At 34.5% G+C, this 22,907-nt stretch carries 15 protein-coding genes; 12 read left to right on the top strand and 3 right to left on the bottom strand.

The window, feature by feature from the left end:
- Window positions 1-39 precede the first annotated feature (39 nt).
- The 8 genes from CKJ95_RS09475 (at window position 40) to CKJ95_RS09440 (ending at window position 10,655) form a co-directional block, all read left to right on the top strand.
- Complete coding sequence (locus tag CKJ95_RS09475; protein ID WP_142353936.1) at window positions 40-633, top strand: hypothetical protein; 594 nt, start codon at window positions 40-42, stop codon at window positions 631-633.
- A 692-nt stretch (window positions 634-1,325) separates the two neighbouring features.
- Window positions 1,326-1,619 carry a hypothetical protein gene (locus CKJ95_RS09470; RefSeq protein ID WP_099353164.1) on the top strand — a complete coding sequence of 98 codons (294 nt, stop codon included), beginning with the start codon at window positions 1,326-1,328 and terminating at the stop codon, window positions 1,617-1,619.
- 220 nt (window positions 1,620-1,839) lie between these two features.
- Complete coding sequence (locus tag CKJ95_RS09465) at window positions 1,840-2,322, top strand: hypothetical protein (RefSeq protein WP_099353163.1); 483 nt, start codon at window positions 1,840-1,842, stop codon at window positions 2,320-2,322.
- A gap of 266 nt (window positions 2,323-2,588) precedes the next feature.
- Window positions 2,589-3,608 carry a hypothetical protein gene (locus CKJ95_RS09460; RefSeq protein WP_099353162.1) on the top strand — a complete coding sequence of 340 codons (1,020 nt, stop codon included), beginning with the start codon at window positions 2,589-2,591 and terminating at the stop codon, window positions 3,606-3,608.
- 230 nt (window positions 3,609-3,838) lie between these two features.
- On the top strand, window positions 3,839-5,035 hold the full coding sequence (locus CKJ95_RS09455; RefSeq protein WP_099353161.1) for a DUF6361 family protein: 1,197 nt from the start codon (window positions 3,839-3,841) through the stop codon (window positions 5,033-5,035).
- Between the two features lies 1 nt (window position 5,036).
- Window positions 5,037-6,809, top strand: a complete 1,773-nt coding sequence (locus tag CKJ95_RS09450) for a phospholipase D family protein (protein WP_099353160.1) — start codon at window positions 5,037-5,039, stop codon at window positions 6,807-6,809.
- A 5-nt stretch (window positions 6,810-6,814) separates the two neighbouring features.
- On the top strand, window positions 6,815-10,066 hold the full coding sequence (locus CKJ95_RS09445) for a helicase-related protein (protein WP_099353159.1): 3,252 nt from the start codon (window positions 6,815-6,817) through the stop codon (window positions 10,064-10,066).
- A gap of 331 nt (window positions 10,067-10,397) precedes the next feature.
- A complete protein-coding gene (locus CKJ95_RS09440) occupies window positions 10,398-10,655 on the top strand; it encodes a hypothetical protein (RefSeq protein WP_099353158.1) in 258 nt (85 codons plus the stop codon).
- 253 nt (window positions 10,656-10,908) lie between these two features.
- Here CKJ95_RS09440 and CKJ95_RS09435 read toward each other — a convergent pair whose 3' ends face one another.
- Window positions 10,909-11,244, bottom strand: a complete 336-nt coding sequence (locus CKJ95_RS09435) for a hypothetical protein (protein ID WP_099353157.1) — start codon at window positions 11,242-11,244, stop codon at window positions 10,909-10,911.
- A gap of 353 nt (window positions 11,245-11,597) precedes the next feature.
- Between CKJ95_RS09435 and CKJ95_RS09430 the strand changes: the two genes are divergently transcribed.
- From CKJ95_RS09430 to CKJ95_RS09420, 3 genes are all read left to right on the top strand, one after another.
- Window positions 11,598-13,628 (top strand): hypothetical protein, encoded by a 2,031-nt coding sequence (locus CKJ95_RS09430; RefSeq protein WP_099353156.1) that lies wholly within the window; start codon window positions 11,598-11,600, stop codon window positions 13,626-13,628.
- Between the two features lie 254 nt (window positions 13,629-13,882).
- Window positions 13,883-15,268: a hypothetical protein gene (locus CKJ95_RS09425; RefSeq protein WP_099353155.1), complete on the top strand. Its 1,386-nt coding sequence runs from the start codon at window positions 13,883-13,885 to the stop codon at window positions 15,266-15,268.
- Between the two features lie 15 nt (window positions 15,269-15,283).
- On the top strand, window positions 15,284-15,598 hold the full coding sequence (locus CKJ95_RS09420; protein ID WP_099353154.1) for a hypothetical protein: 315 nt from the start codon (window positions 15,284-15,286) through the stop codon (window positions 15,596-15,598).
- A 49-nt stretch (window positions 15,599-15,647) separates the two neighbouring features.
- Here CKJ95_RS09420 and drmB read toward each other — a convergent pair whose 3' ends face one another.
- Both drmB and drmA read right to left on the bottom strand, forming a co-directional pair.
- Window positions 15,648-17,450 (bottom strand): DUF1998 domain-containing protein, encoded by a 1,803-nt coding sequence (gene drmB, locus CKJ95_RS09415; RefSeq protein WP_099353153.1) that lies wholly within the window; start codon window positions 17,448-17,450, stop codon window positions 15,648-15,650.
- Window positions 17,451-17,453: 3 nt separating this feature from the next.
- Complete coding sequence (gene drmA / locus CKJ95_RS09410) at window positions 17,454-20,786, bottom strand: DISARM system helicase DrmA (protein WP_257215744.1); 3,333 nt, start codon at window positions 20,784-20,786, stop codon at window positions 17,454-17,456.
- 199 nt (window positions 20,787-20,985) lie between these two features.
- Between drmA and CKJ95_RS09405 the strand changes: the two genes are divergently transcribed.
- A complete protein-coding gene (locus CKJ95_RS09405; RefSeq protein WP_099353152.1) occupies window positions 20,986-22,896 on the top strand; it encodes an ATP-dependent helicase in 1,911 nt (636 codons plus the stop codon).
- Window positions 22,897-22,907: the final 11 nt, after the last annotated feature.

The raw sequence follows: 22,907 nt of genomic DNA, 5'->3' as shown, positions 1-22,907 counted from the left end.
AACTTTTTAATGTTTCTATTACTTCTAGGAGCGGTCATCGTGTCGTTAGTTATTGGATATGATGGAATAAAGCAAGTATTTAAGAAAGAGTTCAATCAAGGATTTAAGAAAATGGGTAGAAGCTCAATAATTTTCATTGTAGCAATAATTGTTTCAGCCATAATTATATGGTTTGAACAACCAACACCAGAAGAAAAGGAAGAGGAAGAGCAAGAACAACAAGAGAAGATAGAGGACGAACAACAGGCAAAACTAGAGGCTGAACAAAAAGCAAAAGAAGAAGCAGAAAATAAGGAAAAGGCTGAACGTAAAGCTAAAGAGGATGCTATTATCCAAGATCTGATGCACGTTAAGCAACAATATTCAGGTCGTGCTAAGATACACAAGCACGAAGATGAAAAGGCGTTCATCGTTGAATTTAATGACGCAGCTTACATGACAACAATTGTTCAACAAGTAAATATTGGGAACATTGTTGCAGGAGAAATGTTCAGCCAAGAAGTTGAGATTGCAAAGAATGTCTCCATGGGCATTAGCCCTGAGTGGAGAATTCGTATTGTAACTGGTGAGTTTAGTATGTGGAAAGGTTATTCATACCATATTGAAGTACAAGCCGGAAAAAGTAATAGGTAATACTATGTCTCAAAATAAATTCCCAAACGAATAAATCTAACTTAAATACATTATTTTTGGATGGTGTGATTTTAAGAGAAGAGGAATTGTTGCTCCTAACTACCCTGTATTTTGATTCTTGGTTATAAAAGACAAGTCCATAGATAATTAAGGTAATGTTTCAGGTTTTTTTATGCGCTAATTGTGTTACATTTATTTTTTTATTCTACATTGATGGTCAGACCCTTTTTTTCGAAAAAATGAAGTTAAATTTTTATGGATACCTTAACTTGTAGTACTATAGGTGCGTTATTCAAATAATACATAGAATGCTTAGGGTTGAAAATAACTTTTAGAAATTAGGGGTCTGTCCCCCGATACGCTAATGCTTTCGCGCACTGGGGGACAGGCCCTATATTCTTAAGGAATTCAAGGAGTCACTGGCAAAACATGCCCCCATACTGGGGGGCCTGACCCTCACCACGGTAATACTTTACTGTATTGCGGGTCAGGCTCATGTTATAGACATTCTATAACATGGAATCACTCCTAAAAATATTAATTAGTATTATATTCTTTTAAATACCTAATTTTCCCTTTTACTAAAGGTATTTAGGTATTGGTAATAGAATATATTTCTATAGGTCTTTTATCTTATTTTTAATTAAATAGGTTTTATATTAAAAAAAATTAAGAGTTAGGAGTGAAAGTCTGTGTTAACTGTAAGTCAAAAAATAAGAGTGTTTAGAGGCTTCCATGATTTGAAAGAAAAGGTTGGTAAGGATGATATTCGTTATAATTATTCCCTTCCTGAATCGAAAAAACGTCAAAAAAATGTAATTTGTGAGTTTAATATAAAAACAGGGAATGGCTATGTTTCTGGTAGGTATCTGGAGCCTGGACATCCATATACATTGGACCCTAGGGGTTGGATTAATATACGGGACTTTGATGAATTGGAATTGAATAAAGTGATTCGAGAATCTATTTATTCCTTATCAAAGTAAACTGATTTACAATTTGTTTATTTTCATTTATTTCTAGAAGACAATGTTCTTTAAAAGCTAGGATAGGAGAGAGGTTACATAAGAACTTCTGCCCCGGTCGGTAATGTATTACCGTTTTGATTTGTTCCCTCCGCGTTGGAGATATGGTCCTTTTTATTAGGGATACAAATTATATTGGTTTATTTTGAGACTACACAAGTGGAAAGAGGAGAGGGATAAAATGAAACAGTTAGTTACCGAGGAATTAAAAAGGTGGACGAAGCTTTTTGAAGAGATAGATGGATGTCAACCTTTAGTGAATAGGTTTGAGGACGATAGGATTTTAATTGCTAGTCCTACTCCAGTACCGTGGCATGAAAGTTTAAAACCACAATATAATGAGGCTAATAATAAAATTGGCTATCTTTTTCCTCAAAAACGAGGAATTAGACTGGACATCGATTTTCCTAGTGGAACCTTAACAAAAGAATACATAGGGGAAATGATTGATCCAAATAAGCAGCTACTCTACTCTCCACCAACGGAAAAAGCTACAACAACAAAGACATATTGGAGATTTAAATCAAACGATATGTTCGACACATTAACATTAGTCGTTCGTGAACCAGATTTAGGCACTATTGATATAAATCTACCTACCATCAAACAGTTATTTAATGAAATTATTGATAACGCCAATGGGGTATCAGAAAAAAAGCAATAAAATGTTAGATTATTATTCCAATAAAATGAAATTCTGGGGCCAGACCCTCACCACGGTAAAACTTTACTGTGTTGGGGGTCAGGCCATTTTTATGGGGCTTCGCAGTGATCTTAACTTTAAGGGCACTATTAGCGCTTCTTAATTAATTATGATATGAACAAGGTATGGTATAATTTACCTATTGTTGTACCTAAAGGAACCTCTTATGTCTTTATCAAATTATTAGACGAAAATAGATGAGAATATTTAAAAGGGAGTTAACGAATATGAGTGTGTACTATCAAAATCAACGTTTCTCAGAAGTTGCCTATAGTAAAGAAAGTGAATTAGAAAGGGACGTTGTCCAAAATGCAGAATTATTTTTTGGTCAACGTTCTATTTATATTGATGCGAAGAAAAAAATTGAAGGAAAATCACTTGGGGGGAGTATACCAGATGGTTTTTTGTTTGATTTGTCGGATTTAAACAATCCTGTTTTTTATATTGTTGAAGCTGAGTTAAGCCAACACAGTTTTTATGGGCATATATTTCCACAAATTACAAAATTCTTTGCATTTTTTAATAATCGTAAAAGCCAGGACGAATTAATTAACAAACTATACTCTCTTGTGCAGGAGGATAAAGAAATTACGGAAAAGTTTCGAAGTCTAATAGGGAGGAAAGAGCTTTATAAATTCATGAAGGATACGGTGGAAACTAGCCGCAACATTTTGATTATTATTGATGGAGAGAAAAAAGAGTTACCGGACATCATGGAAACCTATGGTGAGTGGGGGAATACGGTAAAACTGTTAATATTAAAAAAATATAGTGACGGCAAAGATACTATTTTTACACTTGATCCTGATTTCGAAAATGTTGAATACTCTGTCATGAATATTGACGAAGATGCAGACGAAGAAGTCAAGAAAGAATACACAGAAAAAATACATATGGACTATGCGATTGATAAGATTAAAAATCTTTACCTTTCAATACGAGGGACGGTAAAAGAAACATATCCAGAAGCTGAGTTTAACGCAACGAAATATTATATAGGGTTACGAAAAGGAGAAAATAAAAAACAGGCTATCTTTATCTTTAATAAGAGAAGTCTTCGAATTGTTTTGATGAGAGAAGAAGCCCAGGTAAGACCTATGCTGCCTTCACATCCAATCAAATCTCTATCGGCTTCTGTGCAAAAATTCTGGAATGGGTCTTGTTGCGAAGTTCAATTGTCAGATGACAAAAATATGAATGAAGTAGTAAATATAATCCTAGACATGTTAGACAAGGACAATAGCTAAGAAAATAAAAGTAAGTAAATATTTGCAGAATTAGAAGGCGCTGTTGATGCACGATATAGACCAGAGCGAAATATTTCGTAATAATTCCTTGGGGCTAGCGATATTTAGCAACAATGAATAACAGAACCTTCCTCTAGGGTGTTAAAGGATTACCGCATTTAGAAAAAAGGAAAAAGAATAGTAACTATAAAAATAAAAGATTAACGATGAAAAAACAGGAGGACATTCAAATGGTAAATCCTCTTCAAATAGGCTGGATCGATTACTCGAATGAACATCGAAATAAAGTGATGGCTATTCTCGATTTGTTAGCCCAAAAAGGAGCTGTGGATGAGCTTGGGATTGGAATGATTAGAGATGGTTTCTCAGATACGTTCTTTCCTGGTACATCTACCTTACAAACGAGAGCCAAATACTTTTTTATTGTTCCTTATTTGGTAATGGAGCTAGAAAAAGAATCATTCTCTAGTCATAATCAATTCCTAAATAAGCTCTCTCAACAAGAGTTAGAACTTATTGATATCTTAAAACAAGGTAAAGATTTGGATGGAATTATTGGAGGGAGATCTGGTAAGAAATTAAAAAGAAAGCCATCCAGTATCTATTGGAATGGGCTTAGGAAATTTAAAATATTTAAGTATGAAAATCTTACCCTCGATAACTATGCTAAATCAGTTTTTGCCATAAAAAGAAATAAGCAAGCTTTGAAATCCTTAGGTGACGAGGAGACAGATGATATTGATGCTGGAAATGAATATTATGGGACTTTCTGGCACTGTCTAATTCCTGAAAGTGATTGGAAAGAAAATCTACAAATAAAGCTAACTCGACATGAAGCAGAGTTTTTGAAGCAAAGAATTATCTTATCTTCAAAAACAGAACACAGTCTTTTTGCTTTTTTACTACATCAAGATCCAGAAAAACTAAAACTAGTAGAAAGTTTTGAAATGATCGGGGAGATGTTTGATTTACCTGATCACATTAAACGGATGTATCAGTTAGCAAACAAATTTAATAAATTTATTTCCGGAGCTAATATACGTTACAATGTCATCCTTTCAAAACAGGAGAATGAGGACGCCGTAGAGGAATGGGAAAAATGGCTCAGCAGTTCTTTTGTGAAAAATGAATTTTCTTCTTTTCCTTATTTAGAGGTGTTAAGCCTTCTACATATAGACAGAAGAAATATACGATTGAAGAATTTCCTCCGTGATTGGCAGAGGCTTGCAATAGATGGTGACGTGGGTGAAATCGATAACCTATTAATTAATAGAGAAGTAGAATTAAAATCAAAGGATCGTGCCAAATTATATAATTCGATGGCCTTTTCTTATGATGGGAAATGGGTTGGAATTCGGTCCCTAGATTATCGTTTTCGAGTTGCGAAAGCGATAATTAACGATATTTTGGACGGATTGGGGGAGTAGCGTGCTTAAGCCTGATAAAAACAGATTGAACTATAGTGACATATTAAAGCCACCGGTCGATTATGAAGTTGAATTTGCGATTGGGACGACTTATTCACTTGATTTAGAGGCATTAATTGGGGTGCCACTAGCGCTAAGTTTAGCAGAAGAAATGAGTCATACATTTCAAGATAATCCAATCTTTATGTTGGAAGGACTTAGGAGGGCCTCAGATAAATTTATGATCTTCTGCGAAGCAGGGCAAATAAAGGTACCTCAGAAAAACAATACAATCTTTGCATTATTAGAAAACAGTGTAAGTGAAATCGCGTTAGAAAACGATCTCTCCTTCCATCCAAAAGTATGGTTAATTAAATATGTGAATAAAGAAAATCGAGCGTTATATCGACTCCTCGTGTTAACTCGAAATTTAACATTTGACCGCAGCTGGGATATTGCGTTGGCATTGGAAGGAGAAAAGCAAGAGGATGTGAATCCTAAGACGAAACCGTTAAAGGACTTTTTTCATCATCTACTTCCTTATGTTCCAGATACGACTAAGCGGGAATCGATGAAGAATCTTCTATCAGAGTTGGATTTTGTACATTTTGTACCAGGTGGTCACTTTGTGGATTATGATTTTCTGCCACTTGGAATCGAAGGATATGGTAAGGACAATACCGAAATTTTTGAAACATATCATGATCTCATTATTATGTCCCCGTTTTTAAGTGGAAGTACGTTAAAAGAATTGACAGAGAAAAAGTTGTCAGACGAGAAGTTCGTACTGATTACAAGAAGAACGGAATTACATAAACTTCAGAATGATATTCTTGACTATTGTGATATCTATGTATTAAAAGAAATGATTGTTGAAGGCGAAGGTGTGATTAGTGAAGAAGATGACCAAGATATGGAGATTGCACAGCCTCAGGATATACACGCGAAATTGTATGTGAAGAGTAAATATAATCAACACCATTTTTACATAGGGTCTGCCAATTGTTCTAGGAATGCGTTTCAGGGAAATGTAGAATTTCTACTAAAATTAAAATACAAGAAGTATGGGTTTAGAATACAACAATTGCTTGAAGATTTATTTGGAAAAGACGAGGAAGATAATCCATTTGAAAAAATCGAATCTCTTCCGGATATTGAAGAGGAAAAGGAAGAAGACTTGCTAGAACAACTACAAAAGGGGATTAAACAACTTTGTAGAAATGATTTACGGGCAATTGTTACAGAGACTCAAGGTACATATTCGTTAGCTATTCATAGTAAGGAACTCCCAGGTACTGTTCGTTTTTTTATTAAACCATTGTTAAGTCAAGTACAGGAGCAATTTTTAGAGGAAACTGTGCTTTTCTCTGATTTGAGTTTGTTAGAACTTGGGGAATTTTACACTGTAAAAGCTGTATTAGGTGATACCCAAGTAGAAAGAATTATAAAAATCGATACAGAGGGAATACCAGCTGATAGAGATAGCGAGATCTATAAAAGTATTATTCGTGATCCAATGACTTTTCTGAGGTATGTCGCATTTCTATTAGCAGATGATTTCTTACTAGCAGCACTTGAACAGTCTGAAAGAAACAAAAAAGGAGACTTTGCATGGGACTCTGCTTATATGGATGGACCCATTCTGTATGAGAATATGTTGAGGACAGTTTCACGTTCTCCAGAAAAACTTAATGATGTTGAATATGTAATTGATATTATTCGTGACGAAGAAATCATCCCAGAAGACTTCGAAAAATTGTATCAAACTTTTAAAAGGGCAAATCAGAATAGGTGAATCAAATGATAAATCTAGAACAGAAAGAAAAGGAAATACTTTCGGGACTTAAGGATTTCCAAAGAGCCACGGTTGAACGAATTCATTATCTATTTACCAATAACTATAGCCGTGTACTTGTAGCTGATGAAGTAGGTCTTGGCAAAACATTAATAGCTAAAGGTGTTATTGCCAAGACCGCTCGGTACCATAGGGAAATAGTAGAAGATCCTTTATTCAAGGTTGTGTATGTTTGTTCGAATCAGGGCATTGCTAGTCAGAATTTGAAAAAATTAATGATTGATCAGAATGTACAGGTAGAAAAGGCTTCAAATAATCGGTTATCTATGCAGCACCTTAGAATTTTTGAAGATAAGTATGATGAAGAGCTAAAGGAAAAATATATTCAATTAATTCCTTTAACACCGATGACATCGTTTGAAATGACTACCGGATTTGGTAGTGCAAACGAAAGAGCTTTGATGTTTGCATTTTTAAAAAGACATGAAGAATTCCAGGAACATATTGAAGAGCTAGATTGGTTCATGATGGACAAGGCCAAATCCAGTTGGAACTGGCTAAAGAACTATTTTGAGGATAGAGTCTTGACTGTAGATGAGATAAGTCATGGGGAATACATTGAAACGATTCTCTCACAAATCGAACTAGCATTTGATAACAACCCTACAATTCATCATGACCTTCAAGAAGTTTGTCAACTCATAAAGGAACAAAATTATCCTGATGCAAGAGTAAAAGGCTCAAAAAAAGTCATTCTTTTTTTACGTAAAATGATGGCTGAAATCAGTGTGAAGATGATGGAACCAGATTTAGTTATTATGGATGAATTCCAACGATTTTCGGAGTTGATTAACACAGAAAGTGAAAGTGAGACCGCAATTCTTGCGAAGAAATTTTTTAATAGTGGTAACTCATCAAAAGAAGAAGTGAAAACGCTACTGCTATCGGCGACACCTTATAAAATGTACTCGACATTGGAGGAAATCCAAGAGTCAGGTAGTGATGATCATTACAAGGAGTTTTTCCAAGTCACAAATTTCTTATTTGAGAAAAAACCAGATCAACAGCAGAGGTTTGAAACGGTGTGGAAAGATTACTCCACTGCATTAAGTGAGTTTACACATCATGATTTAGTTATTTTAAATGCAAAAAAGCAAGAAGCAGAGGTGCAGCTTTATAAAGGAATAGCTCGAACCGAAAGAATGCTTGCAGAAGGCGCAAGTGAATTGATTAAAGGAAGAGTAGAGAAATTAGAGGTTTCTCATGAAGATGTAAGATCCTATATAAATATGGATCAACTGCTACAAGACGCGGGATTAAATGATAAACTGCCGGTGGAATATGTGAAATCTGCACCTTATTTGATGTCTTTTATGGATAAATATAAATTAAAACAGAAAATCACGCAGTATTTCAGCCATCACCCCGACAATGTGTCCTTAACCAATAAAGAAGGACTATGGGTTGAGAGAAAAGGCATTGATAATTATAGGCAAATACCTGATGTAAATGCTAGACTATCAAAATTAAAGGAAATTGCGTTGCCTCAAGGGGCAGAGAGATTATTATGGGTTCCGCCATCGCGGCCATACTACGAGTTTGGAGGAAGCTATACTGGACATCAGCAATTTTCAAAAGTGTTAGTGTTTTCTGCTTGGGAAATGGTGCCTAGATCAATTGCAACGTTGCTTTCTTATGAAGCAGAGCGCTTAACAGTTGGTGAAATGATAAAAAAGATACCTAATAAGAAAAAACGTAAAAGTAAAAAGAATTATCTCTATTCAGCAGAGAGAAGATTCCCACAGCCACGTATTCGCTTTGTCATGAAGGATAACGCACCATCTAATATGAATCATCTGACACTACTTTTTCCTTCTATTTCTTTAGCAAAATTATTTGATCCGGTGGATGTCTTAAATCGGAAAGTAACACTAACTGAGATAAAAGAAGAGATTACTGAAAAAATCAAGGAAATGCTCAATGAGATCCCAGAAGAAGAAAGTTCTAGAATAGATGAGCGATGGTATTTTATGGCTCCTCTTTTATTTGATATAAAAGAACCCGTCATGAAGGATTGGTTCTCTACTGAGCGTTTTATGGAAGTAGATAATCAAGGAGATACTAAAGATGGAGACGACAAAGCATTAACACTTCACTTTAAAGAGTTACGGGAAATTTTCTTATCAGAGGAATACCCTACTTTAGGGAAGAAACCAGACGATTTAGTTGAAGTATTGGTGAATATGGCACTCGGTTCTCCAAGCGTTTGTGGAATACGAATGCTAGATCAAATTGACGCAACATCTTTAACGGATATCGTCATGTTTGCCAAATCAGTACTTAATAGGTTTAATTCTCAGGAAGCAATTGCGATCGTTGATTTAGAGTATTCAACGAAAGATAGAGAACACACCCATTGGAAAAATGTCCTCCGATACTGTGTAGATGGCAACTTTCAGGCAATTATTGATGAATATGCTCATATGCTGCTTGAAGAGGGTGGTTTAAAACATAAAGATACGACGGAAAGAAATCAAGAGCTTATTGAGGCGATAAAAGAATCGTTAGAGTTTCGAAGTGCCCCATTGCAAGTAGATACTTTCTCTAGTTTCAAGAGAAGGGTGACAACAGGAACTTCTCATTCAGGATTACGTATGCGAACTAGTTATGCTGTTGGTTTCGCAGATAAACGAAATGAAGACAGGGCACACGATAGAAAACAGAGTGTCAGGAGATCTTTCAATTCACCATTCCGTCCATTTGTACTTGCTTCCACCTCGATTGGGCAAGAAGGACTAGACTTCCATTATTATTGTCGTAAAATCGTTCACTGGAACCTTCCTTCTAATCCGATTGACTTGGAACAACGAGAAGGAAGAATTAATCGCTACAAATCCTTTGCTATACGTCAAAATATAGCCAGGAAATATGGAGATTTAGAATTTGAGAAAGATATTTGGGAAGAGATGTTCGATCAAGCGAATAAAAGTGAACGTAATGAAAATACATCTGAGTTAGTACCATACTGGACCCTCTCTGAGAATCAAGGTATACAAATCGAAAGAATTGTGCCAATCTACCCATTTAGTAAGGACGGACATAAATATCAACGCTTGATGAAAATACTTCAGCTCTACAGATTAAGTTTAGGACAAGCAAAACAAGAGGAGCTTTTGGAATATATCTTCCAACATGATGTGGATGAAGCAGAGCTTAAAGAGATGTTTATGAATTTGAGTCCTTATTATAGGATCTAAGTAAAAACTATAATGACGCGAAGATTGAATGCAACATAGTAAAAAAGGAGTTATCAATAATAGGAATAGAAAAAGTTCTATGCCAAAACAGTAGAAACCATTACGCAAGATACAGAATTTCTAATGGTCGGCAATTGATAAGTGTTAAAACTCTTAATTTTAATAATACTTTCATTACCATGCTGTACAACTGAAAAGGATTGCGGAATAGTAATGTGGAGATCAAAAGTAGGAGACTAGCCATTGGTTTGTAATTTGCCACCGTATATTACATAGTACACGTTCCTGGCTATTCTTTAGTGAACTATAAAAATAGTGGAGGAATAATAACATGCTGGAATTAAAAAAAATCACATTAGAACAGTTTAATAAAGGTTGCGATATGGCTGAGGAATTTTTTAAAGACAATGTATTTAGAGAGTCTCATGTAAAAGATATCAAATATTTTCTAACAGAACCTTATAATGGAAACATTGAAAAAGCGAAAACATTTGTTAATCAATTACAAATTTTGCCGAACGATGTGGCTTGGCATATATATTACCAAATCAATGGAGTAGATCGATGGAAGATCAATTTAGATGAATAGAAAATAATCACACAAATTCTTGCAAAACAATATTTTAGTATTAATTACATTTGAAGAAATATGAATGAAATATAGTCACCATTTTTTTAAATGTGTGATATACCCCGACCACCGGTATCTCTAGGTGAATTGAGTTAGTATACTAAAAGATAAAACAGCTATAAACATTGAATGAAAATGTTTGTAGCTGTTTTTAATTTTCAGGAATTGGAGGGTAATAAATTGGACTATATACATTTTTCCAAAAGAGATTTTATTCTCTTCTACCTTCATGTTGTGTTTTCCATTTATTTGGTTCTGTTCCGCCGTTTTTTCTTTGCAGCTTTCCAAAGTAATGATGACTACTTTTTAAATAATATTGAAATGGAAATGTAACAGCCGCCAAAAGGTTATCAAAATATACGAGTCTTTCTGCAATACCATTTTGGCTACGGTCAGACAGTATTGGAACTGTATTTATTAAATCCTTTGCAAAAGCTTTGGTTATACGTTGAGTTTCTTTAGGTGATAATCCATCTATTCGGTCTCTGTAATCATTCATAACGTCCACAAAAACTTGATTTTGCTCTTTTGTATATATTTTAGCCATCTGACATTCCCCCAAAATAAAATATATTAATTAACTTCTAGATAAGAACATTTTATCCTTTGAAATATTGCATGTTTTAATAATATTATTAGATTCAATGAACTCTAGTTAAGTAATTCATAAGGATAAAAGGTTACGGTTCACTTCCATGAATGTATAGGCTGCTAAATACCGTGATCTTTTCGAGATATAAAACAATTTAAGATATATTCACAATCAATAGTTTGGTAAAATAAGACTATTAAGAAAAATAAAAGTAATAGGCATATCGTCACAAATCGGTAATATGGGCACAAGCTTTAGATGGATTTAAGGAAGAGTTTTAACTTTATAATAAAGGTGGTGGGTTGTTAATGAAATTAATTAATAAGAAAATACCAGGTATTTGTTATAGTAATATCAGTTTGATAAAACGAGCATTATTACAAAATCCAGAAAATATACTGCCATATCATGAAATAGTGTTATATGTAAAAAAGAATTGGATGAATCTTAATTCTTCATCTAATGACATACAAGAAATTGTTGACTTGGCATTGAATGCACCTAAGTCTTATTTCTATGAGGTTGAAGATGGACTATGGGGAATAAAGGATAAAATCGATGCAAGACTTAATCACATCTATGAATATATGAATCCGCGAAAAAGCCCACTTAGAATTTCCGACATGAAATATAGATTAAAAGTATATGAGGCTGACGATGTCTTAAGACAAATGTTATTAACCGATATCCGATTTTCTCAAATTGAAAATACCCCTTACTGGATTTTATCTGAATGGGTGATTATTAATAATATGGTCTATGATTATATCTTAAAGAGTGACCTTATAGATGCTGAAAAGGAGTATGTAATTGAAAGGGTTGTCTTAACAAATAAACTAGACAAGGAGAAAGTTATTTTTCTACCCCAATTTGATGAACGTTTTTCCACTCTTGGAAATAGAATTGAGATTAAATTATCGGAAGACATAAATGATATTGACCAGCAAGAGATTGAAGTCCCAGTAGAAATAAGTGAAGAAGTAGGCAGACTCAGCTATAAGATTATCAACTTCCTAAAAGAAAGTAAGAAGGAAGTGTCCACAACAGAAATAATTAACCATGTATTTAAGGTTTCACAAAATGAACCTTCTTTCCCGATTTATAGTGAGGCTACTAAAGACTTATTAGAAGTTGTACCTGAAATAAAACAAATCGATAAACACAAATGGCTCTATAGAAAAGAAGCGGCCAATTTAAAAATAGTAAACGATGAAACAGTCTACTATGCTGTTAAAAATTCCACTCCAACAATAGAAAATGTGAGCGAATTAATGGAATATGCAAATCAGTCTGTTACCCCTTCGAGTGAGCAAGTACTAAATAGATGGGGAAATGAAAAGAAGATAACTGAGGATATGTTCTATGCCTATCATACCGTTTCCTATTTTGACCGAGTTAAAGGGTATTTTATAATCCCTAAGACTTTGATCGAACAATCAATTTTATTCCGGCAAAATACTCACGGCAAAATAATGATTGAACATGAAGAATACCGCTATGAATGGAATTGGGAGATTAGAAATGGTAAGTATTATTTCTTTGGTGATGGTGTCATGGATTTTTTTGCCGATTCCTTGATCGAACCTGGACACAAATTGGGATTCAAAGTAGATAAAGACATCATGTTTTTAATACGAGTCCATAAAGTAGGTTTTGATGAACGGTATGCCACTGAGCAGCAAAGATATTTAGATATTGGTCGATTAATTGAAGAAAGCAAATCAGTTAATAAATCTATTTTTAGTTTAATGTGTGAAACCTTGGCGACACATCCTTCTGGAATGCATTGGTCCCTATTACAGGATAAAATTTCTGAAAAACGGTCCACGACTAAAAATACTGTGACAAACCTCCTGAGTAGAAATGAATGCTTTAAGCAAGTTGAAGATAAAAAAGGATACTGGAGATTAAATATAAGTAAACTATCTAGATATTATATAAATGAAGAAAATCTAGAAATGGAAGAACCCGCTGAAACAGGAAAAGATGATTGGATGAAACAAGTAGATAATGAAGAATTGATAACAGAGTCAACAGACGATGTCCAACCTCAAGAAGAAAAAGGACAAGAAATAATCGAATTCCAAAGTGACGAAATATTAGAAATTCAGCTCCTCGATACGGAATCTCTTATTCAGCAAATAGAGAATACATTGATAGAGATTACACAAGAAGAAAAAAAATTGAGCGATATAATTTCTGAATGTGTTTTGGAGAATTTTAATAAAGGGGACATAGTAGCAATTGAGGAATTATATACTTCGATCGAACCAAGCCTAAATTTTTTTAACAAAGTTAAAGATTTCGTTAATGATCGTGAGAGGAAGAGTGTAAATTGACTCAAGAATTACCCTCCAATTCAAAAAGTTTGATTAAAGATGTAAAGAGATATAAAGTTATTATGAAAACCTATCTAGAGGTTTTGTGTGCTAAACAGATTAAATGTGAATGTGAGTTGCATCAAGTTGTAACAAATACTTCTATTGAATTTTCATAGCATAAACATCAAACGTTTGCACTTATGGAGGACATGAAACGTTAATTAAATTAACTGAGGTCTAGAAAAAATTCTACTGGTTAAAGGTGATACATGATGACAGTTCCAACAAGTGTTAACTTTCAAAGTTCGAAAGTAAAGAAAATGATTGATCCTAATCCAACTATTTGTCAGAGGATAGAGCAGTTGGAAAGAGTTTTTTCTGATTTAAACCTTTATGATGAGGTAAATGAACAATTAGGGAGTCCTTATAGTCATATTATTTATAATAAAGAAGGACATGAAGTTCTATCAATGGGTATTGCAAAGTCAGACTATTACCTAAAACTGACAGGTTACCAATGGGATCTTACACCTTTTCTTCAACTTTCTATCGAAATGGAGTTTACCATTGAAAAGACACTTTCTTGGAAGCTTATGTCTATAGAGAATGTTGATTTTTTAGCTTTAGAAAAAGCGATTCATGAGGCATTAAAACCGCATAAAGATCTACACCAACTCATGAAATATATTTTACTAGCTATAAAAGGATATGAAAGTAAGGCTTCCTTCCTACGAGGAACTACCAAACAAATTGAAGAGCATGTGCTTGATCATTTTTGGGCGGGGGAAATCAACGTTATTTCTCAACTTTATGAAAAAAAGATGAGTTCTAAGAGTGATATTTATAAAAAATTCGTAAAAAAATGGGAAGAAAAGCTAGACTATGCACCAATAATTGTTGGGAATTGTTTTTCAACAGAAATGGATATTGACCGTTTAACACTGAGCAATCATCTTAAAACGATTCAATTCTATATAAATCAACAAGTGAATAAATATATTCATTCGATAAAAAACTTGTGGTTTGATGGAGAACTCATTCATGATGAAGTCAAGTTTTATAAGGAAATTGACTTGATTAGATCGTTGATAATTATTAGCCAAGAATATAGTAATGATATGAATAACCTTTTCTTGGAAGAAAGAAATACGGTTGAGAGTAAAAATGAAGTCGAGCTTGAAGATAGACTCATAAATTTTTTGCATCAGAAACCAAAATCAAGTAATCGAATTACCTATTTAAATAGTTCTGACATAACGGATGGTAAATCTGTATTACTTATTAATGAAGATATTCTTGATAAACTGGCAAGTGCTTTATCAGATGGATATAAGAATAAAAAAGACTATCTAAACTTAATAAGAATAATTTTTAATAAAAGTTTAACAAAAGGATTTACGGTGAGGGACATTGTCCGAATCTTTTTCATTAATATGTATGATAATGTAGAAGAACGTAAGGATTTTGAGCAACGTTATGGTGTGAGACGATTATTTGTAAAATCAACATTGGAAAATCTATTTGATGTTCTAATGGACAACTTGATTAAAGTGAATATCATTAAGGAAGAAAGGGTTGTCATGCAGTTAAAAGAACAAGATAAAATTTCCTTTAACTATAACTTCAAAATTTATGACTTAAAATTAAATACAAAATAATTCGAAGGTTTTTACATGCAAATGAAAATGATGATAGAGGGTGAAAACACCTTGAAACAAGCTGTTATTTATGGTCAAGGTGATGAGGAGATCTACGATTTAGTAAATAAATTGAAATTATTTATTGAAGAATCTGGATGGAATTTATTAGGTGGTATCATTGACATCCCTGGACAAAGTGATGGATTATTAGAAATTATTGAAAAGATAGATGAAATTGATATTATTGTTATTTACAATAAAAACAATATTGTTGATGATTTTAACTATGAATTGCTTTTTCAATTGGAGAAACTAGGAAAACCTCAAATAAAAGAATATGCACCATAAGAAATTTTTATATTTTAGCCCGAAATCATAAGTGATTTCGGGCTTCATTTTATTTAAAATAGTGAATGTTCTGGTTCGAAACTGTTTTTACCAGTAGTGAACGATCTAAGAAGCGATTTGAACGTTCACATGATGTTTCTGATGCTAGCATACATGAATGACAAGCAGCTCCGTTTAAGTCTCCAACTGTTTCTGGTGTATGTTCAGCACAAAGCGGGTCGCTTGAACACAATCTTGCTTCATCAAGTGCTTTCCATAGTACATTATGAAAATTTTCAGTCTTACCAAGTTCTACAAGACCACCTAAGCTTCCTTCTGAATCTGGAGTTGCTGTATATATCAAAATTCCAGCCATACAATCATCTGGGTTGTTTCCACGTCTTGAATAAATCCGTTCTCTTAGGGCTGATGAAGAATATCCAGAGTTTAAACATAATTGTCGCATTAAAGAGTGAGATAGAGTATGTAATAATATGTAACGAGCTCCTGGAAATGCTGCTCGCTCATCTTCTGGAATATTTCGATCATCACAATATTTTTGGTAGTTTTTATTCATTTCGTCTTCATAGCTTTCCACTTCATCTTCCCATTGCTGAAGTGCGTTTTCATTAAGGCCAATGAAAATGCCTTCACCGTGTGTTTCTACACCAGGACGCCAATTAAGTTGTTGTTTGCTTAAGGGGGCTTCATATGAAATAATCTCATTTTCATCCCCTTCACCTGAAAGAAGTGCAGTTGTATCAGGTGGAGGGCTTATTCTAGTGAACGAGCGAAGTACTCGAACCTCCTTAAGCCTTCGAACCATAATCAAATGTGAAATTAAAGAGTAGAAATCATTTGGTACTCCCTGTCGTTCTGTTTCAAAATGGTGTTCCTCACTATTTTGATTTCCTTGGATGATTGCTTCCCATTCTGGTCGAAGGAGATCTTGGCTTTCACCTGTTCCTAAGTTTTGTTGAAGTTGAAGAACTTCCCAAACCTTTACTGGGTCTTGCCCTTCTAATTCGGGCAAGAAGCCCATATCCATACCCATTTGTAGCATTTCAAGTGAATCCATTTTTTCGAGTCGATCTGAGATCGAGGCCACAATTGAATGCAACGGATTTGTGTAGGGTGGAATAGCAAGTGCACTTTCAATTACTGAAAAATAGAGGTTTGATGCTCCTCTCAATAAAACCCTTGGCGATTGGTCACAAGACTCTTGGGCATGTTTTCCTAACCACGGACTACTACCAAAACATTTTCCTAATGGGTTTTTACTGTCTTCTTTTTGAAATGCATCTTGTAATGACCTAGTACTTTTACATGACATACATTGAACTTCTAAATCTGAGATAGCACCAGTACGTGCGGTGTCCTCTAAATATAAATCTCCCTTACAGTCTTGATTCGTACCGTTATGAACATAGTAATTCCAAGGAAAATCATTTAAATGCCCGTTTTCACAAGCAGTTACGAAACGGACAGGAAAGGTCTTCACTTTCCTGCATGGTTCCTCATTTTTTCCTTTATTATTAAAACAATATACCCCATCATTTTCTACTGAAAAATAATTATATGGCGCGAGTTTGCGACATTCTGGGCAGACATGAAAAACGGGAAAACGAAAGGCTGGAATTGTCGGAAGTTGATCTCCAAATCCACCTTCTCTCTTTGGAAAGGGGAGAGAAAGGATTTTTCTAAGTCCTAGTTTTCGTATAAGTCTTGGCTCTTGGATAGGTATGCAATGTTGTGTTTCCCATTCATCAAGCCCTGCAATAATAATGGAGTAGTCCGGCAACTCTAAAACTGAACCAGGTCCAAACGTTGAAATAAATTGACTAGGTCTAATTTCTCCTATTTTATTAGACATTGCTTACTCTTCCTTCCGTAAATAAATTCCTAATGTTGTTTCTACATCACGCATGGAATTAGGAACTCCAAACGAACCAGATTTTTTATTTCCAAGACTGTACATTAGGTTTCTGGCTTTTTTTCCACCACCATTATAATAGAGTGAACCAATTTTAATATCAGTTTCCCATACCTCAAAGTAGCCTTCTAAATCTTTTAATACTTCATTTCGTCGATCAGAATTATCTATTTTTTCTACCCGCTCCAATACGCGACTTTTTATTAATTGAACAAAGTTATTATCTTCCTCAAAATTACCCGCATCTTGTTTTTTTGCCATTTCTTCAATTTCTAATCGAACCATGGAAATAAATGTTGCAGCTAACCCACGATCACGTGCCCGTGAAGCAAAAGGTGTTACACTAATTGCTTCTACATACCGATAAAGGGCTGAGTGATAAGCAAGGAATTGTTCATAGTGAGAAACATCCCGCGGACGGGCCCAGTTATACAAAGTAATAACTAGCCCTGGAAATTTACGTCCAACCCGGCTTGTTGATTGTATATATTCAGCAGTTGTTTTTGGTTGACCTGTTACAACCATTAAGCCTAGTCGATCCACGTCAACACCAACTGAAATCATGTTACTAGCAAGGACAATATCAACTGGTTTGTTTATCATCTTTCCATAAAATGGCTGATTTAAGTCATCCAAAATTTTGGGGATGTCCTTTGAGTCAATTCTACTTGTTAGTTCGGGTACATCATTTTCATAATTTCTCTTTAAAAATTTATAGTTTTGACCTTCTTGCCGTTTTTCCAAAACATCCATTCTCGCACGAACGTCATCTTCTACTAGTCGGACTGCTCCACCCAGTTCACGTAAGCTATTATAGTAGCCAACAACTGTTTGATATGGATCGAGATCTTCCTTCGAAAATTCTTCCATTGCTCCAGTTGAAGCAAGTAGGGCAGAATAAATTCTTACAAGTGCTGTCTTCATACTTTTCCCCGGTGCAAATATACCAGCATAGACTCTTCCAGGAACCGATTCAAGTGGTTGTTCAACTGCAAAGAATGAGTCATTCGATGAAAGTCCAGGACTTGGGAATATCGAAATATCTCTTGCAAACAAGCCTTTAACCTGTTCTTTTGCTTGGCGAATTGTCGCTGTTGATGCTACGACTTTAGGACCAACTGATTTTCCGTTTATTATTCTTGAGGAAAGTGTATCAACAGCTGTCTCGTATAAACCAACCATGGTACCTAGTGGGCCAGATATGAGATGAAGCTCATCCTGAATAATAAGCTCAGGTGGTAATAATTTTCTCGTGTCACTGTATTCAATTCCATTCGTAACTTTTTTCATATTATTTACAGTATCTTCATCAGCTCCCGGAGCTATGAAGCCCCAACCTTTGACTTCACCTGCAATTTTGCCGAATAAACCTTGTATTTCACCGACCCAAGGCATACGGGCAAATTTGTCAACTGTACCGATTAATAGGTCAGGAAGTAATCTGTAAATCTCTTCATCCGTAACAAGAACAGGAATTCCATCACTATTTGGGCTTCTGCCAAACTCGCATTCTTTGCGGGAACAATAAATATGTACTCTTCGTTTTCTACGATCGGGGAAATAGGAATGACTAAAACTTTTCTCATCATTAACTAGAGAAGCCCCACACCAAGGACATGTTAATACTTGCACCGGTGTGCCTGTTTTATTAAAAGTTACGCTCTTTTTCTTATATGATTCTTTTGTTTGTTTTACCGCATCAAGTGCTTCATCAAAAGTATTTGGTGTACTTTTGATTCCAACCCATAAACCAATCCGAAATGGTACATGTCCAAATAACTCAGGTTGATTTTTTCGTAGGGTTTCACAAGCACAAATTAATGCAGTTGCTCTTTGGAACTGTTGAATTGTTAACAGTCGTAATGTGTATCGCATTAGTACCGTTACACCAGCATCCCCACGATATCCACCTTGGTCTTTTTTCATTCTTCTTAGTGCCATTGTAAAGGCAGCTAGTCCTAAATATGCTTCTGTTTTTCCTCCACCCGTTGGAAACCAAAGTAGATCTGTAATATTTCTATCGTCATGTTCTGGGTTAGATAACCCTGCTAACCCTTGTAGAACAAAGGCAATTTGAAATGGACGCCATTGTGTGTCAATTTTATCTGGTCCTTTTGAAAAATCTTTTTCCTTTTTCTTTGCCCAAACAGAATGCTCAATTTGAAGAGACATTGCTTTGTTAGCAAAACGAAATGCAATAAACACATCTTTTTCAGATTTTATTAGTTGTAATCCTTCTTCCATACGGGCTACAGCTTTTTTGCAATTACCAATATGTCTTTTTCCAGTTTCGTGAAAAGTTGGATCAAGGTCTTTTAGCTTTCGTTCTTCTTGATGAATCCAATTTGTATATTCACGACAAAGAGGGGAGAGATAAGAATATATTTCATCTCCATCATTAGCATTTGCTAGCTTTTTCATATCTAGGCTACCCTCATTCTCCCATTTTGGAGGAATCACTCTCGGGATTTCATAAAAGGGCATTGTAATGGTTGTTAATTTTCCTGCGTGCTTCCCATCCTTAGTAAGATCCGCCCACTCTACTGCAACACCATGACCATTGGCAAACACTTGTTGATCACGATAAAGTAGATCATCAGATTGATCATCCATGGATTTATAGATTGAAATATCATCATCTATTTTACGTACAGCAAACGGCTTACTACCTTGTGATATACCACTAATAGTAATTACTGGTTGGAAAATACAATAAAGATCTTCGACTACTTTTTTTGGTTTTAGCTTTCGATTTACTAAAAAAAGGCTGACTGCATACTTGTTATGAGTTAGACTTCTTGATTGATATTCGACAAATACATGCTCCTCGTTTTGTAACGGAATTGATTGTCTTACATCCGTTTTTGTAACATCTATCGTAATATTGTCTTGGCTTTTATTTATTCTCGACCAATTTGTCTTTTCTGTGTTCCCACCTACATCTGGAACTTCTTTGTACTTTCCCCAGCTAATGTTAGCTTCAACAGTATGTTCACCTTCCACTATGAATGATAACCCAATTGCAGAGGGATTCATTGCTTGGAGAAGGGGGGCTAAGTTTTCTTCGTTACCTGTTTCTTCTCCTTCATTACCTGAATCCAAATTGTCGTCTTCAGATTTATCAATTTGTGTCCTTACAGGCCAAAGTATTCCACACAAATAACGTTGAGAGGGACGTTCAATTAATGTTTCAAATGGATCATTAGGACCTATCAATTCTAATTGAAGTCTCTCTAACAATTCACTTCTTACATTAACCATTTCTTTATTTTCCAAGTTATAACCACCTTTTACATATCATAAGTTATATTATTTATATATTGTATAAAAATGATGTATTACCCAGTAATTTGGCATATTTCATCTATGTTGAAGTTTCGCTATTTTAGTGGAAATTCCTTTTTTTTATCGATATTTAATTGAATTTATGATAGTTTTATAGGTAGATAGAACTAGAACGGAAAGGGTGAATCGTATGTTACCATTCATTCAACAGCTAAATACAAATCAATTTAAGGCTGTTACAGCTCCAGAAGGTCATTTATTAATTAATGCAGCTGCAGGTACAGGTAAAACGAGTACCCTTGCAGCAAGAATATTATTTTTACAAATTGAAAGAAATGTAGAAGCATCTCAAATGCTTGCACTATCTTTTTCTAGAAGTGCAAGGTCGGGTTTAATTAATAAACTAGAACAATATCGACAAGAAGCAGGTACTGGAAGTCCTATTGAAACTTTGACATTTCATGGTTTGGCATTTCGAATTTTACGAATTGCAGCAAGCTTGGGAGAAACTTGGTTAAAACCTGGATTTAAAATAATTGATTCAAATCTATCCACCTTTGAGCGGAAAAGTAAAACATTCTTTAAAGATATTGACCATAAAGACAGTATGCATATATTATATGCAAAAGCGATTGACTCAATTCGACAAGGTCATCCTGATTTGGGTCAGGCTGTTTGTTCACCTAATGATTTACCAATGGGTAAAGTCATTCAAATTGAAGTAGAACACTCGGTAAAAATACCTGTCTTAAGCAACGATTTAAAAATGGCATGGAAAAGATATAATACATTTTTGAAAAGAACAAACCAAATTGATTACCCAGGGTTAATTTCGGAAGCCATTTTGGTATTAAGACATCCAGAACAACAAACAATTAAAAGAATTAAGCAAGGGTTGAAGTATTTGTTTATTGATGAATATCAAGATACTTCAAGGGCTCAAGAATCATTGGCTTTTTTACTAGCTGGAGAAAATATCTATATTAATGTTGTTGGTGATAATGAACAGACTATTTATACATTCAATGGTTCAGATGTTTCAAACATTCTTGATTTTCAAAAGCGAATTCAAGACAAAGGTATATCTGTTCTTGAACCAATTCATTTAACTGAAAACTATCGATCAAGTGGAAACATCTTAGCGGTTGCAAACAGAATTGTGTCATTAGGTAATTCGACTTATAAAAAGGTATTAACACCCGCTATGACTGTTGCTGAAGAGGTTGAAGGATATCAACTTACAAATAATAAAGTAAGACTTATTCATACCCCTAGAATTAGTACTGCTGCTACTTATATAGCTGAAGAGATTCAAAAACTTGTACTTGAAGAAAATATTGCTTATTCTGATATTACAATACTAGTTAGAAAAGATAGTGAATTCTCACCTCAAGGAACAGAAGTGAAAACGGCATTAGAGCAATTAAATATCCCAGTTGGGATAAAAGAGCGTAACCAAAACGACAAACAGAAATTATATGAAGCCACTGAGGAACTCTGTCAATATCATTATGATGATGAGCTTTTAAATATAATTGCTTCCATTAAGCAAGGATTATTAGATAAAGAAATTCGTGATGTAGATTCAAAGCAAATAATCCCTATCTTACATGAAGCAATTGAATCTGGTGCTAATTTTGGATACGAAGCACTCGATTTTCTAATAGATGCTAGTTCAGATGAGGACTCCATTGAAATTGAAGATGGTGTGCAAATCCGAACTGTTCATTCAGCAAAAGGATTAGAATTTAGAGTTGTTTTTGTCATGTTTCTTGGAGATAAAAGTTTTCCACATGGTTCAAGGCCAAATACCGATGAAGAACGTAGATTGTTTTACGTGGCGATTACTCGTGCACAGGATCGCCTTTATATCCTAGGTAGAAATGGAATTCATGGACCCGATTTCTTTGGAGAATGTAAAGGACAAGGAAAAGATGTAGAACTTCTTGATTACTTTGCAAGGAAACATGATGATGATCAAAATAATTCTACTGATGAAGAACTTGTCCATGTAGTAAACAAGGTAAAAGAAACACAAGAAGATGAAGAAAGAAAACAAAAAGAGAGATTGATGGCATTATTTGAAAATGACGATTTTTAACATTGGAGTGG

Origin of the sequence: Fredinandcohnia onubensis (genome assembly GCF_002734285.1) — a bacterium.
GTDB classification, from domain to species: Bacteria; Bacillota; Bacilli; order Bacillales; family Bacillaceae_L; genus Ferdinandcohnia; species Ferdinandcohnia onubensis_A.
Note: the sequence above shows the minus strand (reverse complement) of the source record. Positions and strands in the feature narration are given on the sequence as shown.

Bases quoted from the DNA above. Each gene is read 5' to 3' on its own strand.
- CKJ95_RS09435 (WP_099353157.1), bottom strand. From the start codon at position 11,244: ATGGCTAAAATATATACAAAAGAGCAAAATCAAGTTTTTGTGGACGTT.
- drmB (WP_099353153.1), bottom strand. From the start codon at position 17,450: ATGTCTAATAAAATAGGAGAAATTAGACCTAGTCAATTTATTTCAACG.
- CKJ95_RS09465 (WP_099353163.1), top strand. From the start codon at position 1,840: ATGAAACAGTTAGTTACCGAGGAATTAAAAAGGTGGACGAAGCTTTTT.
- CKJ95_RS09420 (WP_099353154.1), top strand. From the start codon at position 15,284: ATGCAAATGAAAATGATGATAGAGGGTGAAAACACCTTGAAACAAGCT.
- CKJ95_RS09455 (WP_099353161.1), top strand. From the start codon at position 3,839: ATGGTAAATCCTCTTCAAATAGGCTGGATCGATTACTCGAATGAACAT.
- CKJ95_RS09405 (WP_099353152.1), top strand. From the start codon at position 20,986: ATGTTACCATTCATTCAACAGCTAAATACAAATCAATTTAAGGCTGTT.
- CKJ95_RS09440 (WP_099353158.1), top strand. From the start codon at position 10,398: ATGCTGGAATTAAAAAAAATCACATTAGAACAGTTTAATAAAGGTTGC.
- CKJ95_RS09430 (WP_099353156.1), top strand. From the start codon at position 11,598: ATGAAATTAATTAATAAGAAAATACCAGGTATTTGTTATAGTAATATC.
- CKJ95_RS09425 (WP_099353155.1), top strand. From the start codon at position 13,883: ATGACAGTTCCAACAAGTGTTAACTTTCAAAGTTCGAAAGTAAAGAAA.
- CKJ95_RS09460 (WP_099353162.1), top strand. From the start codon at position 2,589: ATGAGTGTGTACTATCAAAATCAACGTTTCTCAGAAGTTGCCTATAGT.
- CKJ95_RS09445 (WP_099353159.1), top strand. From the start codon at position 6,815: ATGATAAATCTAGAACAGAAAGAAAAGGAAATACTTTCGGGACTTAAG.